Source organism: Streptomyces sp. NPDC001410 (assembly GCF_042895235.1).
Classification (GTDB): domain Bacteria; phylum Actinomycetota; class Actinomycetes; order Streptomycetales; family Streptomycetaceae; genus Streptomyces.
Genome location: NZ_JBIAWE010000015.1, coordinates 211,672 through 233,755, shown reverse-complemented (window position 1 = coordinate 233,755; position 22,084 = coordinate 211,672). Strand labels below are relative to the sequence as shown.

22 protein-coding genes are annotated in these 22,084 nt (G+C 70.2%); 14 read left to right on the top strand and 8 right to left on the bottom strand.

From position 1 onward, the window contains the following. Positions 1-55: 55 nt before the first annotated feature. The gene (locus tag ACFY3C_RS31005; RefSeq protein ID WP_390773118.1) at positions 56-721 is read right to left on the bottom strand and encodes a TetR/AcrR family transcriptional regulator; all 666 of its coding nucleotides are present in this window, start codon (positions 719-721) and stop codon (positions 56-58) included. Then, on the bottom strand, positions 718-2,013 hold the full coding sequence (locus ACFY3C_RS31000) for a PucR family transcriptional regulator (RefSeq protein ID WP_390773117.1): 1,296 nt from the start codon (positions 2,011-2,013) through the stop codon (positions 718-720). Before ACFY3C_RS31000 ends, ACFY3C_RS31005 begins: the two co-directional genes overlap by 4 nt. A 188-nt stretch (positions 2,014-2,201) precedes the next feature. On the opposite strand from ACFY3C_RS31000, the gene ACFY3C_RS30995 reads away from it, so the two are divergent. Genes ACFY3C_RS30995 through ACFY3C_RS30975 form a run of 5 tightly spaced genes read left to right on the top strand, consistent with a single transcriptional unit; the run spans position 2,202 to position 7,114 of the window. Beyond that, complete coding sequence (locus tag ACFY3C_RS30995) at positions 2,202-2,960, top strand: ABC transporter ATP-binding protein (protein WP_386575302.1); 759 nt, start codon at positions 2,202-2,204, stop codon at positions 2,958-2,960. Continuing rightward, positions 2,957-3,763: an ABC transporter ATP-binding protein gene (locus ACFY3C_RS30990; protein WP_386575303.1), complete on the top strand. Its 807-nt coding sequence runs from the start codon at positions 2,957-2,959 to the stop codon at positions 3,761-3,763. The genes ACFY3C_RS30995 and ACFY3C_RS30990 overlap by 4 nt, the downstream gene beginning before the upstream one ends. A gap of 5 nt (positions 3,764-3,768) precedes the next feature. Continuing rightward, on the top strand, positions 3,769-4,650 hold the full coding sequence (locus ACFY3C_RS30985; protein WP_386575304.1) for a branched-chain amino acid ABC transporter permease: 882 nt from the start codon (positions 3,769-3,771) through the stop codon (positions 4,648-4,650). After that, positions 4,647-5,831 carry a branched-chain amino acid ABC transporter permease gene (locus ACFY3C_RS30980; protein WP_390773116.1) on the top strand — a complete coding sequence of 395 codons (1,185 nt, stop codon included), beginning with the start codon at positions 4,647-4,649 and terminating at the stop codon, positions 5,829-5,831. The genes ACFY3C_RS30985 and ACFY3C_RS30980 overlap by 4 nt, the downstream gene beginning before the upstream one ends. 5 nt (positions 5,832-5,836) lie before the next feature. Beyond that, on the top strand, positions 5,837-7,114 hold the full coding sequence (locus ACFY3C_RS30975) for an ABC transporter substrate-binding protein (RefSeq protein ID WP_390773115.1): 1,278 nt from the start codon (positions 5,837-5,839) through the stop codon (positions 7,112-7,114). A gap of 85 nt (positions 7,115-7,199) precedes the next feature. Here the strand turns inward: ACFY3C_RS30975 and ACFY3C_RS30970 are convergent, their stop codons facing one another. Both ACFY3C_RS30970 and ACFY3C_RS30965 read right to left on the bottom strand, forming a co-directional pair. Then, positions 7,200-8,009: an SDR family NAD(P)-dependent oxidoreductase gene (locus ACFY3C_RS30970; protein WP_390773114.1), complete on the bottom strand. Its 810-nt coding sequence runs from the start codon at positions 8,007-8,009 to the stop codon at positions 7,200-7,202. Continuing rightward, positions 8,002-8,652, bottom strand: coding sequence for a carboxymuconolactone decarboxylase family protein (locus ACFY3C_RS30965; RefSeq protein WP_390773113.1), 651 nt, complete (start codon positions 8,650-8,652; stop codon positions 8,002-8,004). Before ACFY3C_RS30965 ends, ACFY3C_RS30970 begins: the two co-directional genes overlap by 8 nt. Before the next feature lie 224 nt (positions 8,653-8,876). Between ACFY3C_RS30965 and ACFY3C_RS30960 the strand changes: the two genes are divergently transcribed. Continuing rightward, positions 8,877-10,100, top strand: coding sequence for a PucR family transcriptional regulator (locus ACFY3C_RS30960; RefSeq protein ID WP_390773112.1), 1,224 nt, complete (start codon positions 8,877-8,879; stop codon positions 10,098-10,100). A gap of 88 nt (positions 10,101-10,188) precedes the next feature. Here ACFY3C_RS30960 and ACFY3C_RS30955 read toward each other — a convergent pair whose 3' ends face one another. Both ACFY3C_RS30955 and ACFY3C_RS30950 read right to left on the bottom strand, forming a co-directional pair. Further along, positions 10,189-11,805, bottom strand: coding sequence for a cation acetate symporter (locus tag ACFY3C_RS30955; protein WP_386575308.1), 1,617 nt, complete (start codon positions 11,803-11,805; stop codon positions 10,189-10,191). Then, on the bottom strand, positions 11,802-12,308 hold the full coding sequence (locus tag ACFY3C_RS30950; protein WP_390773111.1) for a DUF485 domain-containing protein: 507 nt from the start codon (positions 12,306-12,308) through the stop codon (positions 11,802-11,804). Before ACFY3C_RS30950 ends, ACFY3C_RS30955 begins: the two co-directional genes overlap by 4 nt. 247 nt (positions 12,309-12,555) lie before the next feature. Here ACFY3C_RS30950 and ACFY3C_RS30945 point away from each other — a divergent pair, with 247 nt between their 5' ends. Then, entirely contained in the window at positions 12,556-13,563 is a 1,008-nt protein-coding gene (locus tag ACFY3C_RS30945; RefSeq protein ID WP_390773110.1) for an NADP-dependent oxidoreductase, read from the top strand. After that, positions 13,560-14,363, top strand: a complete 804-nt coding sequence (locus tag ACFY3C_RS30940; protein ID WP_390773109.1) for an SDR family NAD(P)-dependent oxidoreductase — start codon at positions 13,560-13,562, stop codon at positions 14,361-14,363. The genes ACFY3C_RS30945 and ACFY3C_RS30940 overlap by 4 nt, the downstream gene beginning before the upstream one ends. Positions 14,364-14,412: 49 nt before the next feature. Here ACFY3C_RS30940 and ACFY3C_RS30935 read toward each other — a convergent pair whose 3' ends face one another. Continuing rightward, positions 14,413-14,850 carry a MarR family winged helix-turn-helix transcriptional regulator gene (locus tag ACFY3C_RS30935; protein ID WP_390773108.1) on the bottom strand — a complete coding sequence of 146 codons (438 nt, stop codon included), beginning with the start codon at positions 14,848-14,850 and terminating at the stop codon, positions 14,413-14,415. A 131-nt stretch (positions 14,851-14,981) separates the two neighbouring features. Here ACFY3C_RS30935 and ACFY3C_RS30930 point away from each other — a divergent pair, with 131 nt between their 5' ends. From ACFY3C_RS30930 to ACFY3C_RS30915, 4 genes are all read left to right on the top strand, one after another. After that, on the top strand, positions 14,982-16,490 hold the full coding sequence (locus ACFY3C_RS30930) for an MFS transporter (protein ID WP_390773107.1): 1,509 nt from the start codon (positions 14,982-14,984) through the stop codon (positions 16,488-16,490). 141 nt (positions 16,491-16,631) lie between these two features. Continuing rightward, the gene (locus ACFY3C_RS30925; protein ID WP_390773106.1) at positions 16,632-17,429 is read left to right on the top strand and encodes a maleylpyruvate isomerase family mycothiol-dependent enzyme; all 798 of its coding nucleotides are present in this window, start codon (positions 16,632-16,634) and stop codon (positions 17,427-17,429) included. 112 nt (positions 17,430-17,541) lie between these two features. Then, a complete protein-coding gene (locus ACFY3C_RS30920) occupies positions 17,542-18,090 on the top strand; it encodes a CGNR zinc finger domain-containing protein (RefSeq protein ID WP_390773105.1) in 549 nt (182 codons plus the stop codon). Between the two features lie 72 nt (positions 18,091-18,162). Next, on the top strand, positions 18,163-18,642 hold the full coding sequence (locus tag ACFY3C_RS30915) for a hypothetical protein (protein ID WP_386575316.1): 480 nt from the start codon (positions 18,163-18,165) through the stop codon (positions 18,640-18,642). 31 nt (positions 18,643-18,673) lie between these two features. Here ACFY3C_RS30915 and ACFY3C_RS30910 read toward each other — a convergent pair whose 3' ends face one another. Next, the gene (locus ACFY3C_RS30910; RefSeq protein WP_390773104.1) at positions 18,674-19,714 is read right to left on the bottom strand and encodes an alpha/beta fold hydrolase; all 1,041 of its coding nucleotides are present in this window, start codon (positions 19,712-19,714) and stop codon (positions 18,674-18,676) included. Between the two features lie 255 nt (positions 19,715-19,969). Here ACFY3C_RS30910 and ACFY3C_RS30905 point away from each other — a divergent pair, with 255 nt between their 5' ends. Beyond that, entirely contained in the window at positions 19,970-21,547 is a 1,578-nt protein-coding gene (locus ACFY3C_RS30905) for a tannase/feruloyl esterase family alpha/beta hydrolase (protein WP_390773103.1), read from the top strand. A 69-nt stretch (positions 21,548-21,616) separates the two neighbouring features. Continuing rightward, positions 21,617-22,063, top strand: a complete 447-nt coding sequence (locus ACFY3C_RS30900; protein ID WP_390773102.1) for an organic hydroperoxide resistance protein — start codon at positions 21,617-21,619, stop codon at positions 22,061-22,063. Positions 22,064-22,084: the final 21 nt, after the last annotated feature.

Here is a 22,084-nt window from a genome sequence, read left to right as displayed (position 1 = left end):
TCAGCCGTCGTCGGGCTGTGGCCGTCAGCGTTGCCCCAGCCATGCGCCGGGCCGCTCAGCCGGACGGCGACGACAGATGGATCAGGATGCCGCACACCTCGTCCACGATCTCCCGGGCCTCCGTCTCGTCCCCGCAGTCACCCAGCTCGCGCGCCGCCCCACCGATGACGGTGGTCAGCACGCTCACCCGAACCCGGCCCGCGCGTTGCCGCTCGTCCACCTCCAGCAGCCGGGCGTTGCGCCGTACCCATGCGCGGTCCCACTGGCGGCGCAGCGCGTCGAAGCCCGCGGGGCTGTCGTCCTCCACAAAGAGTCTGCCGAGCCGCCGATTGTCCCAGGCACCCTCCAGGTACGCCCTGGCTCCCGCCACGAAGAGGGCGACGGGGTCGTCCACACCACGCCTTCGCTCGGAGGCCAGTGTGGCCGCGGTCCGGCGCTCCTGTTCCTCCCGGAACTCCTCCCAAAGGGTGAGGTAAATGCCGCGCTTTCCGCCGTAGTGCTGGAAGAGGGCGCCCACCGGGATGCCGGAGCGCGCCGCGATCTCGGTGAGGCCGGCGTCGGTGTAACCGCGCTCGGTGAACACCGCCAGCGCGGCGTCCAGCAGCGCACGCCGGACCGTTCGGCTCTGCCCGGCGAGCCCCTCCGGCAGGCACATCCCCCCTTGCCCGCCCGGCTGCTGACGTGCCGCCTCGGTCCCGGCGGACTCCACGGTGCCGCTCACTGGCAATCCTCACCTTCCCCGGCGCCGTCGCGGATGGCGAGGGCGACCAGCAGTTCCAGGAGGTCGGCGATCCGGCGCGGATTGCGGCCGGTGCGTTCCTCGATCCGGCGCAACCGGTAGTGCGCCGTGTTGTGGTGCACCCGCAGCCGGTCGGCGGCCAGCCGCAGATTGAGATCCGCCTCCGCGAAGGCCCGTATGGTGGCGGCCAGCGTGTCGCCACGCCTGCGGTCCTCCTCCAGCAGCACCCGCACCCGGGGATCGACCAGCTGGCGGGCGAGGTCGTCGGCGCGCAGCGCCAGGTAGTCGAACGGGGACAGCCGGGGCAGCGCCGCCACCCCGCCCCCGCTCGGCACCAGGTCGAGGGCGGCCCGCGCCTCCTCGTACGCGCGCGGCAGTTCGGACGCGCCCCGGGCGACCGTGCTGATGCCCATGCAGAGCATGGTGCCCTGCCGCGCGAGCCGCTCCTGCAAGGCCTCGAAGTGGGCGCAGATGTCGTCCGCGTCCATGCCTGCCCGGAGCACGGGCACGGCCACCACCTCGCCGTGGCGCACGACGACCAGAGTCCTGCCGGCCCAGGGCCCGGCGACGCTGATCGACACGCTGGTGGCATACCCGTTCTCGGCCGAGGCGTGGTCCCCCGAGCGCATGTCACCGACGCAGACGGCCACCACCGCCATCATCGGCGAGCGCGATCCGATGCCGTACGCCTGGGCCGCGGCGAACAGCGGACCGCGCGACGGTGCCACACCTGCCAGGAGCTGGTCCAGGAGATCCCGCCGCTCCCGGTCCGCGTCCGCCACCACATGCTGCTGGTACTCGACGTATGCCTGCGCGGCGTGGGTGGCGGCGTAGTCCATGTACCGCATCAGCGGGGTCACGAGGGACAGCGCGGCCTGCTGGGCCTCGGCGGACGCGCCCGCGCACTCCAGCAGCGCGTCCCACAGCACCTGCCGGCCGACCCGGAAGGCACTGATCCAGTCCTCCAGGGCGAATCCCGCGCGCGCTCTGCGCATCGCCGCCGCGCGGCTGAAGACCAGGTCCTCGGGGGCGATGTCCCGGTCGCCGGCCACCGCCGCCAACTGAATCCGGTAGTGCTCGAGCACCTGGCCCCGTACGTCGTCGAAGAACCGTTCGTCCTGCAGCGCGTACGACGGGATCTCCGCGCGCATCACCTCGACGGCGGTCTCCGCCACCTCCTCGACCCGGTCGTGGACGGCGTGCAGGATCCGCCACCGCTCCCGGCGGAGGGGTTCGGAGAGTCGAGGGGTGTCCAGGGCAGGACCGCGAGGCATGGCGCCGATCGTCGCCGTCCGCCTCGTGCTCCGTCAACAGGCTCGGCGTGAGACATCTCCCGGCACCTGTGCGCGGCGCACAATTCGGTGACCTGCAAGTTGGGTGCTCACACCCAATGTGTGTCTGGAACGCCCCCACCTACTGTGACGCTCGCCCACCCCCCAGCACGTCGGAAGGGGCGTCACTCATGCTCGCGGTCGACGGTATCACCGTGCGCTTCGGCGGGATCACGGCACTGGACGGTGTCGCGTTCACCGTCGAGCCGGGCACCGCCGTAGGGCTCATCGGTCCGAACGGAGCCGGCAAGACCACTTTGTTCAACTGCCTCACCAGGCGCTGCACTCCCGACGGGGGAGACGTGCGATTCGAGGACGAGGACCTGCTGGCCCTCCCCCCGCACGCCGTGGCCGGGCGCGGCATCGCCCGCACCTTCCAGAACCTGGGCCTGTTCCCGCGGCTCACGGTCCGGGAGAACGTCATGGTCGGCGCCCACAGCCGGGGGCACACCGGACACCTCGCCGCGGCGCTCCGGCTGCCCCGCGTCCGGCGGGAGGAGAGGGAACTATGTGACCAGGCGGACGACTTGCTACGGCGGCTCGGCCTGGCGGACGTCGCCGACCACCCCGCCTGTGGGCTGCCGTTCGGCACGCTCAAACGCGTCGAACTCGCCCGGGCACTCGCGGTACGGCCCCGGCTGCTCCTGCTCGACGAACCCGTCAACGGGCTCAGCCACGGCGAGGTCGGCCAATTCGCGGATCTGGTCCGGTCGGTGCGCCGGGAGTTCGACCTCACGCTCGTGGTGGTCGAACACCACATGGGGTTCGTGATGGGCCTGTGCGACAAGGTGGTCTGCCTCGACTTCGGCCGCAAGATCGCCGAGGGCACGCCGGAGGAGATCCAGCGCGACCCGGCGGTCGTCGAGGCGTACCTGGGGGCGGCCGCATGAGCGAGCCCACTGCCAACCGCACCCAGGCCGCGGCTAGCGCGGAGCCGGACTTCCTGAAGGTCTGCGGCCTGCACGCCGGATACGGCCAGGCCCGGGTGCTCCAGGGCCTCGACTTCTCCGTCGCCCGCGGTGAGGTGTGCGCGATCCTCGGACCCAACGGCGCGGGCAAGACCACGACGCTGCGGGCGGTGAGCGGCATGGTCCGCGGCCGCGGCTCGGTCACCCTGAACGGCACGGAACTGCTGGGCCGCTCGCCCGAACAGGCCGCCAGGCTGGGCGTTGCGCACGTCCCCGAGGGCCGGGGCACCTTCAACGACCTGACTGTCGAAGAGAACCTGCGCATCGGCGCCCACCTGCGCACCGGCCCCCGGTGGCGGGGCCGCGCCGAGCGTGCGGCCGTGGCGGCCGACCTGCAACGGATCTACGACTACTTCCCCAAACTGCGCGAGCGGTCGCGTCAGGCCGCCGGCAGCCTCAGTGGCGGGGAGCAGCAGATGCTCGCCATCGGCAGGGCGCTGATGCTGCGGCCCTCGCTGCTGCTCCTGGACGAGCCGTCCCTGGGCCTGGCGCCGCTGGTCACTCGCGAGCTGTTCGAGATCGTCCGTGCCGTCAACGAGGAGGAACGCACCACCGTGGTCGTCGTCGAGCAGAACGCCCAGCTAGCGCTGGACATCGCGCACCGGGCCCACGTATTGGAGGCCGGCCGCCTGGTGCTGTCCGGACCGGCTGACCGGATCCGCGAGGACGGGCAGGTCGCCGAGGTGTACCTCGGTGTCTCCGTCCTCTCCGGGAAAGCCGGGTGAGTGCCGTGACCGATCTTCTCCAGCAAGTGGTGGAAGGACTGGGCTCCGGGGCGGTGTACGCCAGCCTGGCGCTGGCACTGGTGCTGATCCATCGGTTCACGGGGATCGTCAACTTCGCGCAGGGCGAGCTGGCCATGCTCTCCACGTACGTCGCCTGGCAACTGGTGGCGTCCGGGATGCCGTTCTGGCTGGCGCTGCCGGTCACCCTCGCGGTGTCCTTCGCCGGCGGCATGCTGGTCGAGCGGATCGTCATCCGCCCCGTGCAGAGCGCGCCCGAGCTGACGGTGGTCATCGTGACGGTCGGCCTGTTCATCTTCGTCAACGCGATGGCCGGCCTGGTCTGGTCGTTCACCGTGAAGGACTTCCCGCAGCCGTTCCCCGACGGCGGGCTCGACCTGGTCGGGGTGCGCGTGGACTGGTCGACACTCGGGATCCTCGGCGTGGTGGCCGTCGTGATGGGCCTGCTCTACCTGCTGTTCCAGCACACCTCCGTCGGCCTCGTGATGCGGGCGGTCGCCTGCAACCCCTCCTCCGCCCGGCTGTCGGGCATCCGGGTGGGACGGGTGCTGATGCTCGGCTGGGGGCTGGCCGCGGCGGTCGGCGCGGTGTCGGGCGTGCTCGTCGCCCCGGTGCTGTTCCTGGAGCCCAACATGATGGGTGGGGTGCTCATCTACGCGTTCGCCGCGGCCACCCTTGGGGGCTTCGACAGCCCGGTGGGCGCGGTCGTCGGCGGCCTGTTCGTGGGCGTCGCCGAGACCCTGACCGGGGCGTACGTGGACGTGATCGGTGCCGATCTGAAGGTGGGCGTCCCCCTCGTGATCATTCTGGCGGTGCTGCTGGTGCGCCCCCAGGGCCTGTTCGGACGGGCGGCGGTGGAGCGCGCATGAACACCATCACAACGGCGCTCGGCACCGACCGGGCCCGGCGGCTGCGGGCCGCGCTCACTGTCCTGCTTGCGGGGGCGGTCGCCGTCGGAGCACCCTTCTACTTCGCCCCCTTCCAGGTCTTCCAGCTGACCATGGTGCTCCTGTACGCCGTGGCGCTGGCCGGGCTGAACCTGCTGGTCGGATTCGGCGGGCAGATATCGCTCGGGCACGGCGCGTTCTTCGCGGCGGGGGCCTACACGGCGGCGGTCATGCTCGACCGGTACGACACCGGCCACCTGGCCACGCTGCCGGTCGCGGCCGCCGGATGCTTCCTGCTGGGCCTCGGGTTCGGAGTGCCCGCCCTGCGGCTGCGCGGGCTGTACCTGGCCCTGGTCACCCTCTCGTTCGCGGTGTTCCTGCCGCCCCTGCTCAAACGGCTCGAACCGGTGACGGGCGGATCCATGGGCCTGACCGTGGACAAGCTGCAGCCGCCCGCGTGGAGCGGGCTGGCCGAGGACCAGTGGATGTACTTCGTCGTCCTCGCCGTCACCGCGGTGGCCCTGCTGCTCGCCCGCAACCTGCTGCGGTCCCGGGTCGGCCGGGCACTGCTCGCCGTGCGGGACAACGAGAGCGCCGCCGAGGTCATGGGCGTGCGGCTGTCGCTGCACAAGGCTCTCGCCTTCGCGTGGAGCGCGATGTTCGCGGGTGTCGCCGGGTGTCTGTACACCTGGGTGATCGGCTTCGTCTCGCCCGACTCCTTCAGCTTCGTTCTGTCCATCACCCTGCTGGCCGGCCTGGTGGTCGGAGGGCTCGCCTCGTTGTACGGCCCCCTGCTGGGCGCGGCGTTCGTGATGTACGTGCCGAGCGTGTCCCAGGACCTCAGCGAGGCCGCACCGGGAGTCGTGTTCGGCCTGCTGATCATCACGGTGATGTTCGTGGCCCCGACGGGACTGGCAGGTCTGCCGGGCCGTGTCCTGGGCGCTGTCGCCCGTCGCCTGCCCCGCACCATCGCCGCCCTCGACCGGACACCCGAGGCGGACTCCGTGCCTGAGGCGGATTCCGTGTCCGAGGCGGACTCCGCACCCGATGCGGAACGGAAATCCCCGGCAGGATCCCGACCCGCAACGACCCTCACTCCTGCGGACCCCGCAGGTGTCGACGCCGAACCCGTGGGCGCACCGCCCCGCACGGAAAAGGAATGAACCACATGCGCAAGACGACCGCTCTGCGGGCGGCTGCGGCCGCGACCGCCGCCCTGCTCACCGCCACCGCCTGCAGCAGCCAGCGAGGGCAGGACGACCAGTCCACCACCGCCGGTGGGGCGTGCAAGGGCCAGCAGACCACCGGCATCACCGACAAGACCATCAAGCTGGGTGGGATCTATCCGCTGTCTGGACCTGCCTCCGCGTACGGCACGATCAGCAAGGGCGTGGCCGCCTACTTCAAGTACGTCAACGACAAGGGCGGTATAGACGGCCGCAAGGTGCAGTTCATCGTCCGCGACGACGGCTACCAGCCGCCCAAGGCGGTCGAGGAGGCCCGCAGACTCGTCGAGCAGGAGAAGGTCTTCGCCGTGTTCCAGACCCTGGGCACTCCATCCACGGCGGCTGTGTGGGACTACCTCGACAAGCAGAAGGTGCCGCAGCCCTTCGTCGCCACGGGTGCTTCCGTCTGGGGCACGGACACCAAGCATCCCTGGACCATCGGGTGGCAGCCCAACTACGTGGCCGAGGCCAGGGTGTACGCCAAGTACCTCAAGGACGAGCGGCACAAGGCCAAGGTCGCGGTCCTCTACCAGAACGACGACTTCGGCAAGGACCTGCTCGGCGGGTTCAAGAAGGCCGTCGCCGGCAGCGGCATCAAGGTGGTCGCCGAGGAGAGCTACGAGGTCACCGATCCGTCCGTGTCGGCGCAGATGGCGAGCCTCTCCCGCTCCAAGGCGGACGTGCTGCTGGACGTCACCACCCCCAAGTTCGGCAGCCAGGCCCTCGCCGCCGACGCCAAGAACACCAAGTGGAACCCGCTGCACATCGTGAACAACGTGGCTTCGTCAGCCGCCGTGCTCCAGCCCGTCGGGTTCAAGAACGTGCAGGGCGTGGTCTCGGCGACGTACTTCAAGGACCCCGCCGACCCGCACTGGGCGAACGACCCCGAGATGAAGACCTACAGGAACGCCCTTCACAAGTACACCCCCGACGCCGACCCGGCCAACCAGTTCAACGCCTACGGCTGGGCCGTCGCCTCCAGCCTGCACAAGGCCCTGGACGCGATGAAGTGCCCGACCAGGGAAGGGCTGCGGGACGCCGTGCGTAACCTGAAGGACGTGAAGGTGGGGCTGCTGCTGCCGGGTGTCACCCTGTCCACGGGCCACGGCGACGCCTTCCCGCTCGAAACGATGCAGCTGATGCGGTTCAAGGGCGAGCGGTGGCAGCTGTTCGGCAAGCCGGTGGACACCCGCAAGGAGTTCGGCCCGCTGGCGAAGTGAGCCGGCGGGGGCGGTCCCGGTCGATGCCCTGACCCTGGGGACCGCCCCCGCCCCGTCGGCACCGTGCGGACAGGCGTCTAGGTGCTCAGACGGCGTTCAGCCCTCCGTCCACCACCAGGCTCTGCCCGGTGATGTAGGAGGCGCGGTCGCAGAGCAGGAAGGTGACGGCTTCGGCCACCTCCCAGGCGGTGCCCTGGCGGCCGAGCGGGATGCGCGTGAACGAGACGGAACGCGACGCCCGTCGGGCCGAGGCCTCGCGGCCCATCGGGGTGTCGATCAGGCCGGGGACGACCAGGTTGGCGCGGATCCCGCGCGGCGCACCCTCCTTGGCGACATGGCGGGTGAGACCGAACAGGCCTGCCTTGGAACTGTCGTAGGCGGGCGAGTCGGTGGCCGCGCGCAGTCCGGCCACGGAACCGACGAAGACGATCGATCCTCCGTCGGCGATCGCGGGCAGTCCGTACTTGGCGGCGAAGAACGGTGCGCTCAGGTTGAGCGAAAGCACACGTTCCCACTGCTGCGGTGAGGTCTCCGCCAGGCCCGCGCCGAGGCCGATCCCGACGTTGACCACGATCGCGTCGAGCGAGCCGAGTTCGCGGAGGGCTTCGGCGACCATGGCCGAGGACTGGCCGGGATCCGCGGCGTCACCGACCACCGGCAGGCCACGGGCGCCCTCCTCACCGACCAGGGCGGCAGTGGCCGCCGCGGCGGAGGGGGAGACGTCGGCGCAGGCCACGGAGGCTCCCTCGCGGGCGGCGAGCACGGCCACCGCCCGCCCGTTGCCCACTGGGGCCTTCGGATCGTCGCTGGGGCGAGTGCCCGCTCCGACGACCAGTACGTTCCGGCCGACCAGGAGGCCGACCGGGTGGGTCATGGTGTGCCGGGGCTCAGGCATCGGCGTGTGCCCCCTTCGCCGCGTCCGCGCCGGGCCCGGTGGGTCCGGGCAGGGTCTCCGTTTCGTAGCCGGGCTCGAGCCGGGTACCGGCGGAGTTCAGGAAGAACGCGACCATGTGGTACTGACCGACGAGCATGGTGATTTCGATCAGCTGTGCCTCGTCGTGGTCGGCGGCGAGTGCGGACCAGGTGGCTGCGGACAGGCGTGCGTCCCGGTGCAGTTCGTCGGCGGCGCGCAGCAGACGGGCGTCGGCCGGCGTCCACCCCTTGGCGTCCGGGCCCGCGCCGACCCTCTCGATCTCCTCGTCGGTGACCCCGGCGGCCCTGGCCAGCGGTACATGCCGTCCCCACTCGTAACCGGCCCGGGTGTTGCACGCGGTGCGCAGGATCAGCAGTTCCCGGATCCGGTCCGGAAGACGGCCCTCGCGCAGCAGATAGCTGCCGAACGGCAGGAAGTGCCGGAAGAGGGCGGGATGCCGCACCAAGGTGGTGAAGACGTTGGCGAGGTGGCCGTCGGCGTCCCGGGGAATCGGGGCGAGCAGCTCCCGGGTGAACGGGTCCCATCCGTCCTCGGACAGTGGCGCGAGGCGCGGGCCGGTGTCCGGGGCCGCGTGGTGGGGGCGGTGATGGTGCTCTTCGGTCATGGTGGTCTCCGCACTCTTCGTCGGGTGGGGCGGTAGCACGAGGGCGGCTCTGAGCACGGTCGATCGGCGCCTCGTCGCGTGCGCGTCGACACGGGCACCCTTTGCCGCCTTGCCACTGTGCTTTCGGGCGCGGCGGGTTGTCGACGGCTCCTCGGCCAAGGCCGGAGGGCGGCATATTGTTCAGTCGCACAACGGCCGGTGCCGGAGGGGCGGAGGTGAGGCCCATGGGCGGACAGTCGGGCGCGGCAGCGTCCCTCGAAGAGGTCATCGCCGCGATGGCCGCGCAGCAGACGCACGTGGGCGGGCGGTTGCACATGGATCTGGCGGACCACATCCCGTCCTACCGCGCGGTTCCGCCAGAACTCCTGGACCGGATCTGGCATCGGCACTTCCAGCGGGCTCTCGCGGTGGTGAGAGCGGGGACGGTGCCCGCGCCGGAGGATTTCGACGAAGCCGATGTGGCCCGGGACCGGGCCGCCCGCGGCGTGCCGCTCAGCGACGGACTCCGCGCCTTCCGGCGGGCGCTGAGCGCGATACGGGATCTGTTCCTCGCCGAGGCGACCCAACGCGGGCTGGACCCCGGCCTCATCGTCGACCGCACCAAGTGCCTGTGGGAGCTCGCGGACGTCGCGAGCCTGCAGATCGCTGCCGTCCACCGGCAGGCCGAGGTCGCCTCCGCCCTGTCCGACGCCCGCCGCCGCGCCGACTTCCTGCGGGGACTGCTCTACGGGACGCTGAGCGCGGCGGAGATCCACAGCGGTGCGGCGATCTACGGACTGGACCTGTCGCGGCCGTACCGGGCCATCACAGCTGTACCGAACGGCAACGTCGGTCCGGAGGCGCTGGAACGCTCCCTGGAGTCCCTCGGCCGCAGGAACGGCCGAGGCGCGCTGCTCACCGTGCTGGACGAGGCTGTCGCCGGAGTCGTCGAGGCAAAGCCGGAGACCGGTGACCTGGAGGTGACGGCGGGGCTGGGCCCACCGACCGACCTCGCCGAGGTTCACCATTCCTTCCGCGCCGCCGGCAGGCTGCTGCAAGCAGCCCGCGCGTACCGTCTGCGCGGCGTGTACGACCTGAGCGACCTGTCCTGGCGCGTGGCGGTCGTCGCCGAACCGGAACTCGCCGAGTTGCTGCTCGACCGCTATCTGCGCCCACTGGAGGCGGAGGGGGAGTTCGGTGCGCTCGTCGAGGAGTCGGTGCGGGCATACCTGGAGAGCGGACGGCACATCCGCGAAGTCGCTCGCAGCGCACACGTCCATGTCAACACCGTCCGCTACCGGCTGCGCCGATTCGAGCAGCTCACCGGCACCAGCCTGGACGCTCCGGACACCGCGGTGGAACTCAGCTGGGCCTTGGCGGCACGCGAGCTGGAGACACCGCCGGGAGGCCCGGCAGGACCTGCTCATGGCACGGCGGGCGAGGCCGCAGCTCCCACCGGGTTTCCCTAGGCTTGCACCGCGCGACGGGACTTGGGCCCCTGGCGGACCACAGCGCCGGCACCGAGGCCGTTCGTGCAGTCCGCCTCCGCCGACATGGTCATTCGGCTGCGGCGAGCAGCCGGGCCTCGCTCTCCTCGTACAGCCGCTGGTTCTCGTGGCTGACGGCGGGGCGGCGCCGGTGGTCCCATCGGCTGCCCAGCCATCCCGCCAGGTAGCCGAACGGGATGGAGACCAGTCCGGTGGACTGCATGGGGAACAGGTCGAAGTCGGCGTTCGGGAAGACGGCGGACGGCGTGCCCGAAACGGCCTTGGAGAGTGCCATGAGCAGCAGCGCGCAGGCCGCGCCGCCGTAGAGGGTGGCGAGCAGGCCGGTGCGCGTGAATCCCCGCCAGAACAGGGAGTAGGTGAGCGCGGGTGCCACCGCCGATGCCCCGATGCAGATGGCCAGGGTGGTCAGCACGCCGACGTCCCAGTTCTGGACCAGGGTGGCGAGCACGATGGCGACGGTTCCCACGGCCACGCTCGTCCATGCCGCCACCGTCATCTCCGTACGCGGCTCGGCCTGTTCCCGCCGCGCCGCATGGGCGAACAGGTCGTGGGCGAGCGACGAGGCCGCGGCCAGGGTCATCCCCGCGACCGACGACAGCAGGGTGATGAACACCATGCCCGCCACGGCCGAGTAGAGAATCGTCGCGCCTGCGGAGGCGGAGGCCCCGCCGAGCACCTGCGACAGCATGAGTACCGACGTCCTGCCGTGCGGGTCGGCCATGGTGATGTACCGCGACCCCACCAGCGCCGCCGCCCCCGTACCCATGATGATTACGAGCAGGCAGAACGTGGTGACCGTGCCCACCGCCCACGACATGGAGCGACGCACGGCCGGCACGTCCTGCGCGGAGTACAGACGCATGGTGATGTGGGGCAGACAGGCAGCGCCGAGGATCACGGTGATCTGGAGACTGGCGAAGTCCAGCCGGTCAGCGGCCGAGGTGCCCAACTGAAGGCCCTGCTGGAGGAAGGCGGGGCCTGCACCGCTGCCGTGCTGGGCCGCCCTGAGCACCTCGCCGGGGTTCCAGTCGAAGCGGTGCAGCACCAGAGCGGCGACGACGACGCTGGTGCCGAGCAGGATCACGATCTTGATCATCTGAATGAGTGCGGTGCCCCGCATACCGCCGAGCGCCGCGTAAAGGATCATCAGGCTGCCGACGATGACGATGCACGCCGTCCTGGCGCCCGCCACGTGCGGGATGTTCAGGATGAAGGTGAGCAGTGACCCGGCGCCGGAGAGCTGGACGACCAGGAAGGGCAGGGTCGCCGACAGGGTCACCACGCAGGCCGCGACACGCACGGCCCGTCCGGGCATGTTGCGGGCCAGGACATCGCCCATGGTGAACCGGCCGGCGTTGCGCAGGGGTTCGGCCAGCAGGAACATCAGCAGCACCAGGGACAGGGCCGTGCTGACCGCGAGGACGTACCCGTCGTATCCGGCGAGCGCGATGATGCCCGTGGTGCTCAGCACCGTGGCCGCGGAGATGTAGTCGCCGGCGATCGCGAGGCCGTTCTTGAACGGGGTGAGCGAGCGGTAGCCGGTGTAGAAGTTCGTCAGGTCGTCGCGGTCCGGTCCCGCCATCACGCACATCAGCAGCGTGACGGTGACCAGCGTGGTGAACAGGATCAGGACCGTGGCCTGCGTTCCGGTGCTGAAGTCGGTCATCTCGCCATCCCCGTGTTCCGGCCGACGGGGACCGCCCGCTCTCTGACGGCGCGGGCCAAGGGGTCCACCGAGCGTCGTGCGCTGCGTCCGTACCAGGAGACCGCCGCGAAGGTGACGACGAGCTGAAGGACCCCCAGGGCCATGCCCAGGCTCAGCTCTCCGGCGATCCTGGCCCCCATCAGGCCGGGCGCGTAACAGGACAGCACGACGTACACCACGAAGGAGCCGAGCGCCGTGAGCGTGGAGATCCGGCGGAGCAGGCGGTAGGCCGAGCGCAGGGCGGCGAGGTCGGCACTGCGCCGATGAGCCTCGTGCGCGTACGGATCGCCCCAAGGGGCCTGCCCGTAGGGCGCGTTCCAGGGGGTCTGCCCGTACGGTGCGTCCCAAGGGGTTTGCCCGTACGACTCGTACCGAGGGGCGTTGGGTGCGTACCCCTGGGGCTCGATGCGGGGCGGCCACCCCGGTTCTGCTGGCGGGTACCGGTTCTCGTCGGCGAATGTCATCGCATGGCCTTCCGCTGCGGCTCGGATCCGTGGAGGTGGACGGGGAGGGGGTGGCTGTGGCGGCGCACAATACCGACTGGTTGGGATGCCCATAAGCCCACTGTGGGTCACGTTTCGGGGTCGGGTGAACGACAGTCCGTTCGGCTCGCCACCCCGCCTCGCAGCCCAGCGCGTGGCGAACATCACACGCTCCGACATACCTACCGGTCGGTACCCTGCGGCGAAGCCGTGAACGACAGGAGGCGTCATGTCTGCGACCAACCGCCAGATCCGTCTGGCAGCCCGCCCCGTGGGTGAGGTCAAACCCGATGACTGGGAGCACTGTTCAGGACTCGTCGACGAGCCCGGTCCGGGCCGGTTCGCGGGCCGGACGCGCGTCATCTCCCTGGACCCGGCGATGCGGGGCTGGCTGGACGACCGTCCCTCCTACCTGCCGCCGGTGGGCATCGGCGAGGTGATGCGCGCCGGATCGGTCATCGAGGTCACCGCGTCCAACCATCCCGACTTCCAGCCGGGCGACCACGTGGTCGGCACGTTCGGCGTCCAGGAGTACGTGGTCTCCGACGGCAAGGGGGCCATGAAGATCGACACCTCCCTCGCCCCGCCCTCGACGTATCTCGGCGCGCTGGGCATGCCCGGCATGACCGCCTACTTCGGCCTGCTGGACGTCGGGGCGCTGAAGGACGGAGAGACCGTCGTGGTGTCGGGTGCGGCCGGTGCGGTCGGTACCATCGCCGGTCAGATCGCGAAGGCCAAGGGCTGCCGGGTCGTGGGCATCGCCGGAGGGCCGGAGAAGTGCGCCATGCTCACCGACGAACTGGGGTTCGACGCGGCGATCGACTACCGCGCCGAGGACGTCAGGAAGGCGCTGCGCCGGGAGGCCCCCGACGGCATCGACGTCTACTTCGACAACGTCGGAGGTGACATCCTCGACGCCGCCCTGACACGACTGGCGATGCACGCGCGCGTCGTGGTCTGCGGTGCGATCAGCCAGTACAACAACGCCACGCCGGTCAAGGGCCCCTCCAACTACCTCACGCTGCTGGTGCGCCGCGCCCGCATGGAGGGCTTCGTCGTCTTCGACTACGCCAAGCGCTACGCGCAGGCCGCGCAGGACATCTCCGCCTGGATCGGAGCCGGCCGCATCAAGGTCAAGGAACACGTGGTGAGGGGAAGCGTGGACGACTTCCCCGAGACGTTGGGGATGCTCTTCCGCGGGGAGAACGTCGGCAAGCTCGTCCTGGAGCTGTCATGACCGCCGTCGAGAGCGACGCCGCCGCACGGGCGGGACAGACGGACGGTGCCGCGCTTCAGGGCAAGGTGGCCGTCGTCACCGGCGGTGCCAGCGGACTGGGCCGGGCCACGGCACTGGCGCTGGCGAAGGCGGGGGCGCGCGTGGTCGTCGCGGACCTCGACGCCGAGGGCGGCCGCGAGGTGGCCGAGATGGTGGGCGGCCATTTCCGCGCCTGTGACGTCTCCGACCCCGACGCCAACCGCGCGCTGGTGGAGTTCGCCCAGGAGCAGTGCGGCGGTGTCGACATCGCGTTGCTCAACGCCGGGGTGGCGACCGGATGCGGCCTCGGCGAGGACTTCGACCTGGCGCGCTACCGTCGCGCGATGGGGGCCAACCTCGACGGCGTGGTCTTCGGCACCCATGCGGTGCTGCCGGCGCTGCGGGCCCGCGGTGGAGGCACGATCGTGGCGACGGCGTCCCTGGCGGGCCTGGCGGCCGTACCGCTCGATCCCCTGTACGCCGCCAACAAGCATGCGGTCGTAGGACTTACCCGCTCGCTGGGGCCGGCTCTTGCGCCGGAGAACGTGCGCTTCAACGCCGTCTGCCCCGGCTTCGCCGAGTCGCGGATCATCGATCCGCTGCGCGACATGCTCTCCGAGCAGGGACTGCCGGTCATCCCGGCGCAGGTCGTGGCGGACACGGTGCTGCGGATCGTCACCGGAGACGGCACCGGGGAGTGCTGGTTCATCCAGCCCGGCCGCGACCCGGAGCCGTTCCGTTTCCGTAAGGTCCCCGGTCCGGGCAAGCCTGACGGCGCCTGAGGAGGGGCGGAGGTACTCGGCGGCTCGCCGTCCCTGGTGAGCCGCCGGGTCAGGCAGCCGCGGCCTGCGCGGTGAAGGCGCGCTCCAGCAGCGCGTACAGGGTGTCCTGCTCCTGCTGGCTGAGCCTGTTCAGGCCGGCCAGCGTGTTGTTCATCTTCCCGCGGATCACGTCGATGACCTGCTCGCCCTCCGCGGTGAGGAGGACGTTCTTGACGCGCCGATCGGAGGGGCTGGGCTCGCGGCGCACCAAGCCGCGCTTCTCCAACCGGTCGATGATCCCGGTCATGTTGGAGGCGTCGCAGGTCAGCGTGGTGGCCAGCACGCTCATGGAGGCGGGCCCCCGGCGCAGCACATTGAGTGTCTTGCCCTGGCTGGGCGTGAGGTTCTCGCTCGCGGCGGCGACCGTGAAGTCGCCGTAGTAGGCAGCCAGCGACACGGAGAGCAGCTCCATGAGCTGTGCGGGGGTGGCGCGGGGGAGTGCCGTCATGCCGGGCACCTTACCCCCGGAAACTTGACGATCTCAAATATTGACGGCTACGGTCTCTCCCATTACTTGAAGTTCTCAAGCTTCGATGTTCTGAAGTAGTTCGTCGAAGTCTCACTGAGGGAAGAGATTCCGTGTCTCACGAACAGCACACGGCGGCCGGACGGCGCTCGGCGGACACTGCGGTCGTCCTGGTGCTAGGCCTTGCCGCGATGGTCGTCTCGATGATGCAGACCCTGGTCGTCCCGATCCTGGGCATCATCCAGAGCGACCTGCACGCCACCACGGCGAACGTCAGCTGGGTGACCACCGCCACGCTCCTGTCGGCCGCCGTCTTCACCCCGCTGCTCGGCCGCTTCGGCGACCAGCACGGCAAGAAGCCCACCCTCGTGGGCGTTCTGCTCGTGATGATCGCGGGCTCGGTGCTCGCCGCCACCACCACCTCGCTGACGTGGCTGATCGTCGGCCGCGTGATGCAGGGAGCGGCGACCGCGATCTTCCCGCTCGCGCTCTCCATCCTGCGCGAGGAGATCAAGCCGGAGAAGCTGCACGGTGCCATGGCCCTGGTCAGTGGCACGCTCGCGTTCGGCAGCGGGCTCGCGCTGGTCGGCGCGGGGCTTCTCACCCGCGGCTCCGACCCCGACTACCACCGGGTCTTCTGGCTCGCGGTGGTGCTCGCGACGGTGGCGCTGGCGGGAGTGCTGTTCACGGTGCCCGCTTCCCGGACGACGACGGGAGGCCGGACGGACTGGCTGGGCGCGGGCACTCTGGCGACGCTGCTGGTGCTGCTGCTTCTGCCCATCTCGCAGGGGCACGAGTGGGGATGGACGTCCGGCCGTACGCTCGGCTCCTTCGCCGGGGCGGTCGTCATGGCGGTGGTGTGGGTCGTCACCGAGAGCCGGGTCGGGGAACCGATGGTGGACATGAAGATGTTCGCCCACCGGCCCGTTCTCTTCACCAACCTGGCCGGGTTGTTGCTGGGGTTCGCGATGTTCGCCCAGTTCATCGGCGTCTCCTACCTCGTCCAGGTGCCGGAGAAGATCGCGGGCTACGGCTTCGGCGCCTCCGTGCTCGAAGCGTCCGTGGTGTATCTGCTTCCGACCACACTCGTTTCGCTCGCAGGCGCCCAGTTCGGCGGCGTACTGGTGCGCCGGCTCGGCGCGCGCTTCACCCTGGCCGCCGGGGCCTGCTTCGGAGTGCTCGGCTTCACCTGGCTGAGCGTCGCGCACGATACGACCGCCTCGGTGATCGGCGCGGGCATGGTCATCGGTCTGGCGATCAGCTTCGGCTATGCAGCCATGCCGGCGCTCATCGTCGCCAGCGTCCCCGCCCACCAGTCCGGCATCGCCAACGGCATCAACTCCATCTCCCGCTCGGTCGGCAGCGCCGTCGCCAGCGCGGTGATCACCTCACTCCTGGCGTCGAAGACCATCCCGCTTCCGGCCGGAGCGCCCGCTCTGCCCCAGGAGAGCCAGTTCACGACGAGCTTCGTGATCGCCGGCGTGGCCTTCGGCCTGGTGGTCGCCGTGTCCCTCCTCGGAATCAAGTCGGCACATGCGCCTCGTACGCCCGTGTCGAAGAAGGTCGCCGACTCCGGGACGGCGGGGATCGCAGAGACGGAAGCCGACGCCGAGCTCGTGTGACCGTGCTTCATGCACCGCCGCCGGCCCTGCGTAAGGGCAGCCGGCACAGCACCTGCGTCCAACGACGGGTTCAGCCACGACAAGGCCGTCATCGGCCGACCGTCCGGTTGAACCCGCGGTTTCCCCGAAAGGCAAGTCACGATGAAGACGTCTGACCACACCGGGCACGAGCCCGGTTTCACCTCGGTCGATCACCGCGCGGCGGTCGCGTCGGAGACCGCCCGGTTCGTCGCGGCGGTCAAGGACGCCGACCTGGCCACAGCGGTGCCGAGCTGTCCGGGCTGGACGCTGGCCGACCTGGTCAAGCACACCGGCAGCGTCCAGCGCTGGTTCTCGGTCCTGCTGCGGGCGCGTATCCAGGAACCCCCGCGCACCCGTGAGGTGGACCTTCGGCTCCCGGACCAGGAGGACGGATACGCCGACTGGCTGGCCGAGAGCGCGACCGTGGCCGCGGACGCCTTCGCGGCCACCGACCCGGACCTGCCGATGTGGGCATGGGGCGCCGACCAGTACGCCCGGTTCTGGGCCCGCCGGATGCTCTTCGAGACCCTGCTGCACCGAACCGACGCCGAGTTCGCACTCGGTCTCCGGCCCGCGATCGACCGCCCGGTCGCGGTCGACGGGATCGACGAGTTCCTCGTCAATCTGCCCTTCGCCGGCTTCTTCGCCCCCAAGGTGGCCGACCTGCGCGGCCCCGACAGGACCATCCGCTTCCGTGCGACCGACGGGGACGATGCCTGGGTCGTCCGACTGCGGCCCGACGGCTTCGGGCTCGACACGGCCCACCCGGCCGCGGCCGCCGTTGATGCGACCGTCGAGGGAACCGCGGCCGACCTGCTCCTGCTCGTCTACGGCCGGCTGTCCTACGAGTCAGAGGCCCTCGCTCACGAGGGTGACGAGCAGCTGCTGGCCCACTGGTTCGCCAACTCCGCCTTCTGAGAAGGCGCACTCTGCGTTCACATGTGGTGTAACTGGTCAAGCGGGTGACTCGCGGAAGCGTTGTCACGGGTAGGCTATTGCGTATCCGTGAGTCACCCATCAGTATGGTTACGTGAATCACGCTTTCCCCTGCGGGACGCTTCCCCTGGACTTCGTCGGCACGCTGCGCGCGCGGCGCAACGACGAGCCGATGGAGAAGCTCGCCTCCCCCGAGCTGCTCGACGACTGGTTCCTGGAGTCCGGGATGCTCGGTCTGGCGCCCGGGGCGAGCGAGGCCGACCTCGCCCTCGCCCTGGAGCTGCGTGAGGCGATCTACTCCCTGGTCGCGGCCCGGATCGAGCGGCGGCCACTGCCGGCCGAGGCGGTCGCCGAGGTGAACCTGCACGCGGCGGGTCTCCCCGTGACCTTGCGGCTCGGTCCCGACGGTGCGACCCGTACCGGCACGGCTGTTCAGGGACTCGCCGCCCTCGCCCGTGAGACCGTCGAGATCATCGGGGGTGACGAGGCGGCGCTGTTGCGCGAGTGCGCCCGTCCCGAGTGCACCCAGGTCTACCTCGATCGCTCACGAGGCCACCGACGGGACTGGTGCGCCATGAGGACGTGCGGCAACAGGGTCAAGGCCGCCGCGTACCGGGCCCGCCGGCACGGCGGGAAGAGCTGACGTCGCGTAGGGCTGACGTCACGTAGGTACGATGCGCAGCGTCATCTGGCACTCACTGGGGAGTGAACGGTTGTGACCAGCCGATCAGCCGCCTCGCTCCGAGCGCGGTACGTCGAACAAGCCGTGTCGGATCTGGCGGAGAACCGCCGTCGACAGCGTGAACTGGCCGAGAAGATCAAGATGTTGGAGCAGGAGGAAGCCCTCCTGATGGACATCCTGACGCTCGCCGAGCGGTATGAAGAGGCGAATCCCGCTCCCCTTCCCGAGCAGGCACAGCAACGACCCGCCACCACCAGGGCGAGGGCCGCCGAGACGGGGACGCCGCGGCAGCCTCTGCTCGGAGATGCCCTCATCGAACTGCTCGGTAGCCACGACGAGCCGCGGTCGGCCAAGGACCTGCGCGACGAGCTGATGGAGCGGCACCCGGACCGCTCGCCCACCCCGCAGGTCGTGCGCAACACCCTCGAGTCACTCGTCGCGAAGGGGCGGATCCGACGTCACAAGCGGGAGCGCTCGGTGTCGTACACCCTCGCGGAGCGCGCGACAAGCTGACTTCTGTCGCGGCGGAGGCGAGTTCACTCCCTCACAGGTGGTCCGCGTCGACCACGGCCCGGGCGAACGCCGTCGGCGCCTCCTGCGGCAGGTTGTGGCCGATGCCGGTCAGCGTCCGGTGCTCGTACGCGCCGGTGAACTTGTCGCGGTACATGGAACCGTCCCCGGGCAGGGTGAAGGGGTCCTTCTCGGGGTCGAGGGTGATGGTCGGCACCGCGATGGACGGTGCCGTGGCCAGCTTCTCCTCGTAGCGGTCGTAACGGCGTTCACCGTCGGCCACGCCGAGCCGCCAGCGGTAGTTGTGGATGACGATCGCGGCGTAGTCCGGGTTGTCGAAGGCGGCCGCGGTGCGCGCGAAGGTGGCGTCGTCGAAGTTCCAGGTCGGGGAGACGAGGTCCCAGACGAGCCGGGTCAGCTGGAGGCGGTGGTCGTGGTCCTCCATGGCCTTCTTGCCGCGTTCGGTGGCGAAGTAGAACTGGTACCACCAGGTGTGCTCCGCGGCCGCCGGGAGCGGTTCGAGCTGGGCCCTGCGGTCGGTGATGAGGTAACCGCTCACCGAGACCAGGGCCTTGACACGTTCGGGCCACAGCGCCGCGAGGATGTCGCCGGTCCGCGAGCCCCAGTCGAAGCCGGCGATCACCGCCTTGTGGATCTTGAGAGCGTCCATCACCGCGATGATGTCCAGGGCGATCGCCGACTGCTGCCCGTTGCGGAAGGTCCGGGAGGACAGGAACCGCGTGGTGCCGTGACCGCGGAGGTAGGGGACGATCACGCGGTAGCCCTCGGCCGCCAGCAGGGGAGCGACGTCGACGTAGCTGTGGATGTCGTAGGGCCAGCCGTGCAGGCAGATGACGACCGGGCCATGAGCGGGGCCCAGCTCGGCGTAACCGACGTTCAGCAGACCGGCCTTGACCTGCCTCAGCGAGGGGAAGGCGGTGTGGGCGCCCGGAGTGCTCGGAAGGCCCGAGGAAGCCGGGGCGGCGCTCGAAACACCCTGCAGACCGGCCAGTGAGACGGCGGTCGCTCCCGAGCTCAGGCCCATCGCCTTGGTGAAGGTGCGCCTGTTGATCATGTGAAGCCTCCCGTGTTGTTGGGCCAAGTGCCGCACAGGTGCCGCGAGTTTGCGTGCAGGGTGACACTGGCACAGAGTTCGTCACCAGTCAAAGAGGTTATGGAGGCTCGCCACTTCTTGACGGGTTTCCCTTGCCCGTGCAAGCATCGTCACCGGTTTAAGAGGTTACGAAGACTCGGTTCACTCGAAGTCGAGCCCTCACACGTGTTGCGCTGCAGAGAGCGGGCGCATCCCCACTTCATGACAGGAATGTCGATGAGACGACTTCTGACCTTTCTCGCGGCCGGAGTACCGCTGGCGGCGGCCATGTGTCTGCCGGCCGGCGCTTCCGCGGACAACCGAGGCACCGCCTCCGCCCCGTTCACCTGCTCGACCGTCTCCGTGCAGGCCCCGGCCGGCACCGAGGTGGAGTCCGTGACGGTGACCCGCCAGGAGGGCGGCACGGTGAACGGGACCGGGATCCTGGGTGGTTCGGTCTCCGGCGTACCGGCCTACTGCGAGGTGACGGTCACCCTCACCCATCCCGGAGACGGCGACCACGCCAAGGTGCGGACATGGCTGCCCGCGCAGGGGTGGAACGGCCGTTTCCAGGCGCTGGGCGGCGCTGCCTACGCCGCCGGGGACAACGGCGTGGGCCTGGGTACGGCGGTCAAGAACGGCTATGCCGCGGCCACCACCGACGCGGGCGTGGGTGACGTCCTGGACGCCGGCTGGGCGCTGAACAGCGAGGGGCAGGTCGACACCGCGCTGCTGAAGAACTTCGCCGACCGCTCCCAGCACGAGATGGCGCTCGTCGGCAAGCAGGTCGTCGGCGAGGTCTACGGCAAGGCCGCTTCCTACTCCTACTGGAACGGCTGCTCCACCGGCGGACGCCAGGGCTACATGGAGGCCCAGCGCCACCCAGACGACTTCGACGGCATCCTCGCCGACGCGCCCGCCGTCAACTGGGACGAGTTCGAAGTCGCGACCTTGTGGCCTCAAGTGGTGATGAACGAGGCGAAGACCCGCCCGAGCGCCTGCGAGTTCAACGCCTTCGACCAGGCCGCCCTCAAGGCCTGCGACAAGCTCGACGGCGTCGGGGACGGCCTGGTCTCCGACCCCGAGCGGTGCACCTTCGACCCCCGCAGGCTGATCGGCACCAAGGTCGTCTGCGCCGGCGAGGAGGAGACGATCACGGCTGCCGACGCGGCCGTGGTGCGCAGGATCTGGGACGGCCCGCGGACCACGTCGGGCGAGAGGCTGTGGTACGGCCTGCCGGTCGGCGCCGACTTCACGAGTCTCGCGGGGGACGTCCCGTTCCCCGTCCCGGCCGCCTGGGTCGCGTCGTGGGTGAAGAAGCAGCCCTCCCTCGACACCTCGAAGCTGACGTACGACCAGTTCACGCAGCTGTTCAGGCAGTCCCAGGCCGAGTACGACAAGGTCATCGGCACCGACGACCCGGACCTGTCGGCGTTCCGCAAGTCGGGCGGCAAGCTTCTCACCTACCACGGTCAGGCGGACCAGCTGATCCCCACTCAGGGCACCGTGGACTACCGCGAGCGCGTGGAGCGGAAGCTGGGCGGCTCACACCGGGTCGACGACTTCTACCGCCTCTTCCTCGCCCCGGGCACGGCCCACTGCGCGCTCAAGGACAAGGTGGACGACCTGGCGGCGCTGACCAAGTGGGTCGAGCAGGGCCAGGCACCCGATACCCTCACCGCCTCGCTCACCGACGCCTCCGGTCGGACGCTCACCCGCGACCTGTGCCGCTACCCCCTGGTCTCCCACTACAAGGGCCTGGGCGACCCGGCCGACGCCGGCAGCTTCCGCTGCGTCCCACCGCACCGGCACTGACCGGCATCAAGCGTCTCGACCACATCCCACACATCCCGATACTTCACGACCCAAGATGGGGGACCTGCCATGGCAGTCAGCTACACGGCCGTCGTCAACGTCACCGGAGAGGGCCGCAACGGCGGCACCGTCCGCTCTCAGGACGGCCTCCTGGACCACACCCTGTCCATCCCCAAGGAACTCGGCGGCGCGGGCAACGCCACCAACCCGGAACAGCTCTTCGCCGCCGGCTGGGCAGCCTGCTTCCTCGGTGCCCTGCGCCGGGCCGCCACCACCCGTGGGATCAAGCTCACCAGCACCGCCATCACCTCCGAGATCACGCTCGCGCACGGCGACGACGGCGAGTTCACCCTCTCCGCCACGCTCAACCCCACCCTCGGTGGCGTCGACCAGCACACCGCCCGGGAACTCGCCGAGGCCGCCCACGAGATCTGCCCCTACTCCAAGGCCACCCGCGGCAACATCCCCGTCACCATCAACGTGGCCACGACCTCGTCGAAGGACGACTCGCGGTGAACGTCGAACAGCGTTTTCGCA

Excerpts from the sequence above, each read along its gene's own strand:
- ACFY3C_RS31000 (WP_390773117.1), bottom strand. The coding sequence starts at position 2,013 with ATGCCTCGCGGTCCTGCCCTGGACACCCCTCGACTCTCCGAACCCCTC.
- ACFY3C_RS30995 (WP_386575302.1), top strand. The coding sequence starts at position 2,202 with ATGCTCGCGGTCGACGGTATCACCGTGCGCTTCGGCGGGATCACGGCA.
- ACFY3C_RS30990 (WP_386575303.1), top strand. The coding sequence starts at position 2,957 with ATGAGCGAGCCCACTGCCAACCGCACCCAGGCCGCGGCTAGCGCGGAG.
- ACFY3C_RS30980 (WP_390773116.1), top strand. The coding sequence starts at position 4,647 with ATGAACACCATCACAACGGCGCTCGGCACCGACCGGGCCCGGCGGCTG.
- ACFY3C_RS30975 (WP_390773115.1), top strand. The coding sequence starts at position 5,837 with ATGCGCAAGACGACCGCTCTGCGGGCGGCTGCGGCCGCGACCGCCGCC.
- ACFY3C_RS30970 (WP_390773114.1), bottom strand. The coding sequence starts at position 8,009 with ATGCCTGAGCCCCGGCACACCATGACCCACCCGGTCGGCCTCCTGGTC.
- ACFY3C_RS30965 (WP_390773113.1), bottom strand. The coding sequence starts at position 8,652 with ATGACCGAAGAGCACCATCACCGCCCCCACCACGCGGCCCCGGACACC.
- ACFY3C_RS30960 (WP_390773112.1), top strand. The coding sequence starts at position 8,877 with ATGGGCGGACAGTCGGGCGCGGCAGCGTCCCTCGAAGAGGTCATCGCC.
- ACFY3C_RS30955 (WP_386575308.1), bottom strand. The coding sequence starts at position 11,805 with ATGACCGACTTCAGCACCGGAACGCAGGCCACGGTCCTGATCCTGTTC.
- ACFY3C_RS30950 (WP_390773111.1), bottom strand. The coding sequence starts at position 12,308 with ATGACATTCGCCGACGAGAACCGGTACCCGCCAGCAGAACCGGGGTGG.
- ACFY3C_RS30945 (WP_390773110.1), top strand. The coding sequence starts at position 12,556 with ATGTCTGCGACCAACCGCCAGATCCGTCTGGCAGCCCGCCCCGTGGGT.
- ACFY3C_RS30940 (WP_390773109.1), top strand. The coding sequence starts at position 13,560 with ATGACCGCCGTCGAGAGCGACGCCGCCGCACGGGCGGGACAGACGGAC.
- ACFY3C_RS30935 (WP_390773108.1), bottom strand. The coding sequence starts at position 14,850 with ATGACGGCACTCCCCCGCGCCACCCCCGCACAGCTCATGGAGCTGCTC.
- ACFY3C_RS30925 (WP_390773106.1), top strand. The coding sequence starts at position 16,632 with ATGAAGACGTCTGACCACACCGGGCACGAGCCCGGTTTCACCTCGGTC.
- ACFY3C_RS30910 (WP_390773104.1), bottom strand. The coding sequence starts at position 19,714 with ATGATCAACAGGCGCACCTTCACCAAGGCGATGGGCCTGAGCTCGGGA.
- ACFY3C_RS30905 (WP_390773103.1), top strand. The coding sequence starts at position 19,970 with ATGAGACGACTTCTGACCTTTCTCGCGGCCGGAGTACCGCTGGCGGCG.
- ACFY3C_RS30900 (WP_390773102.1), top strand. The coding sequence starts at position 21,617 with ATGGCAGTCAGCTACACGGCCGTCGTCAACGTCACCGGAGAGGGCCGC.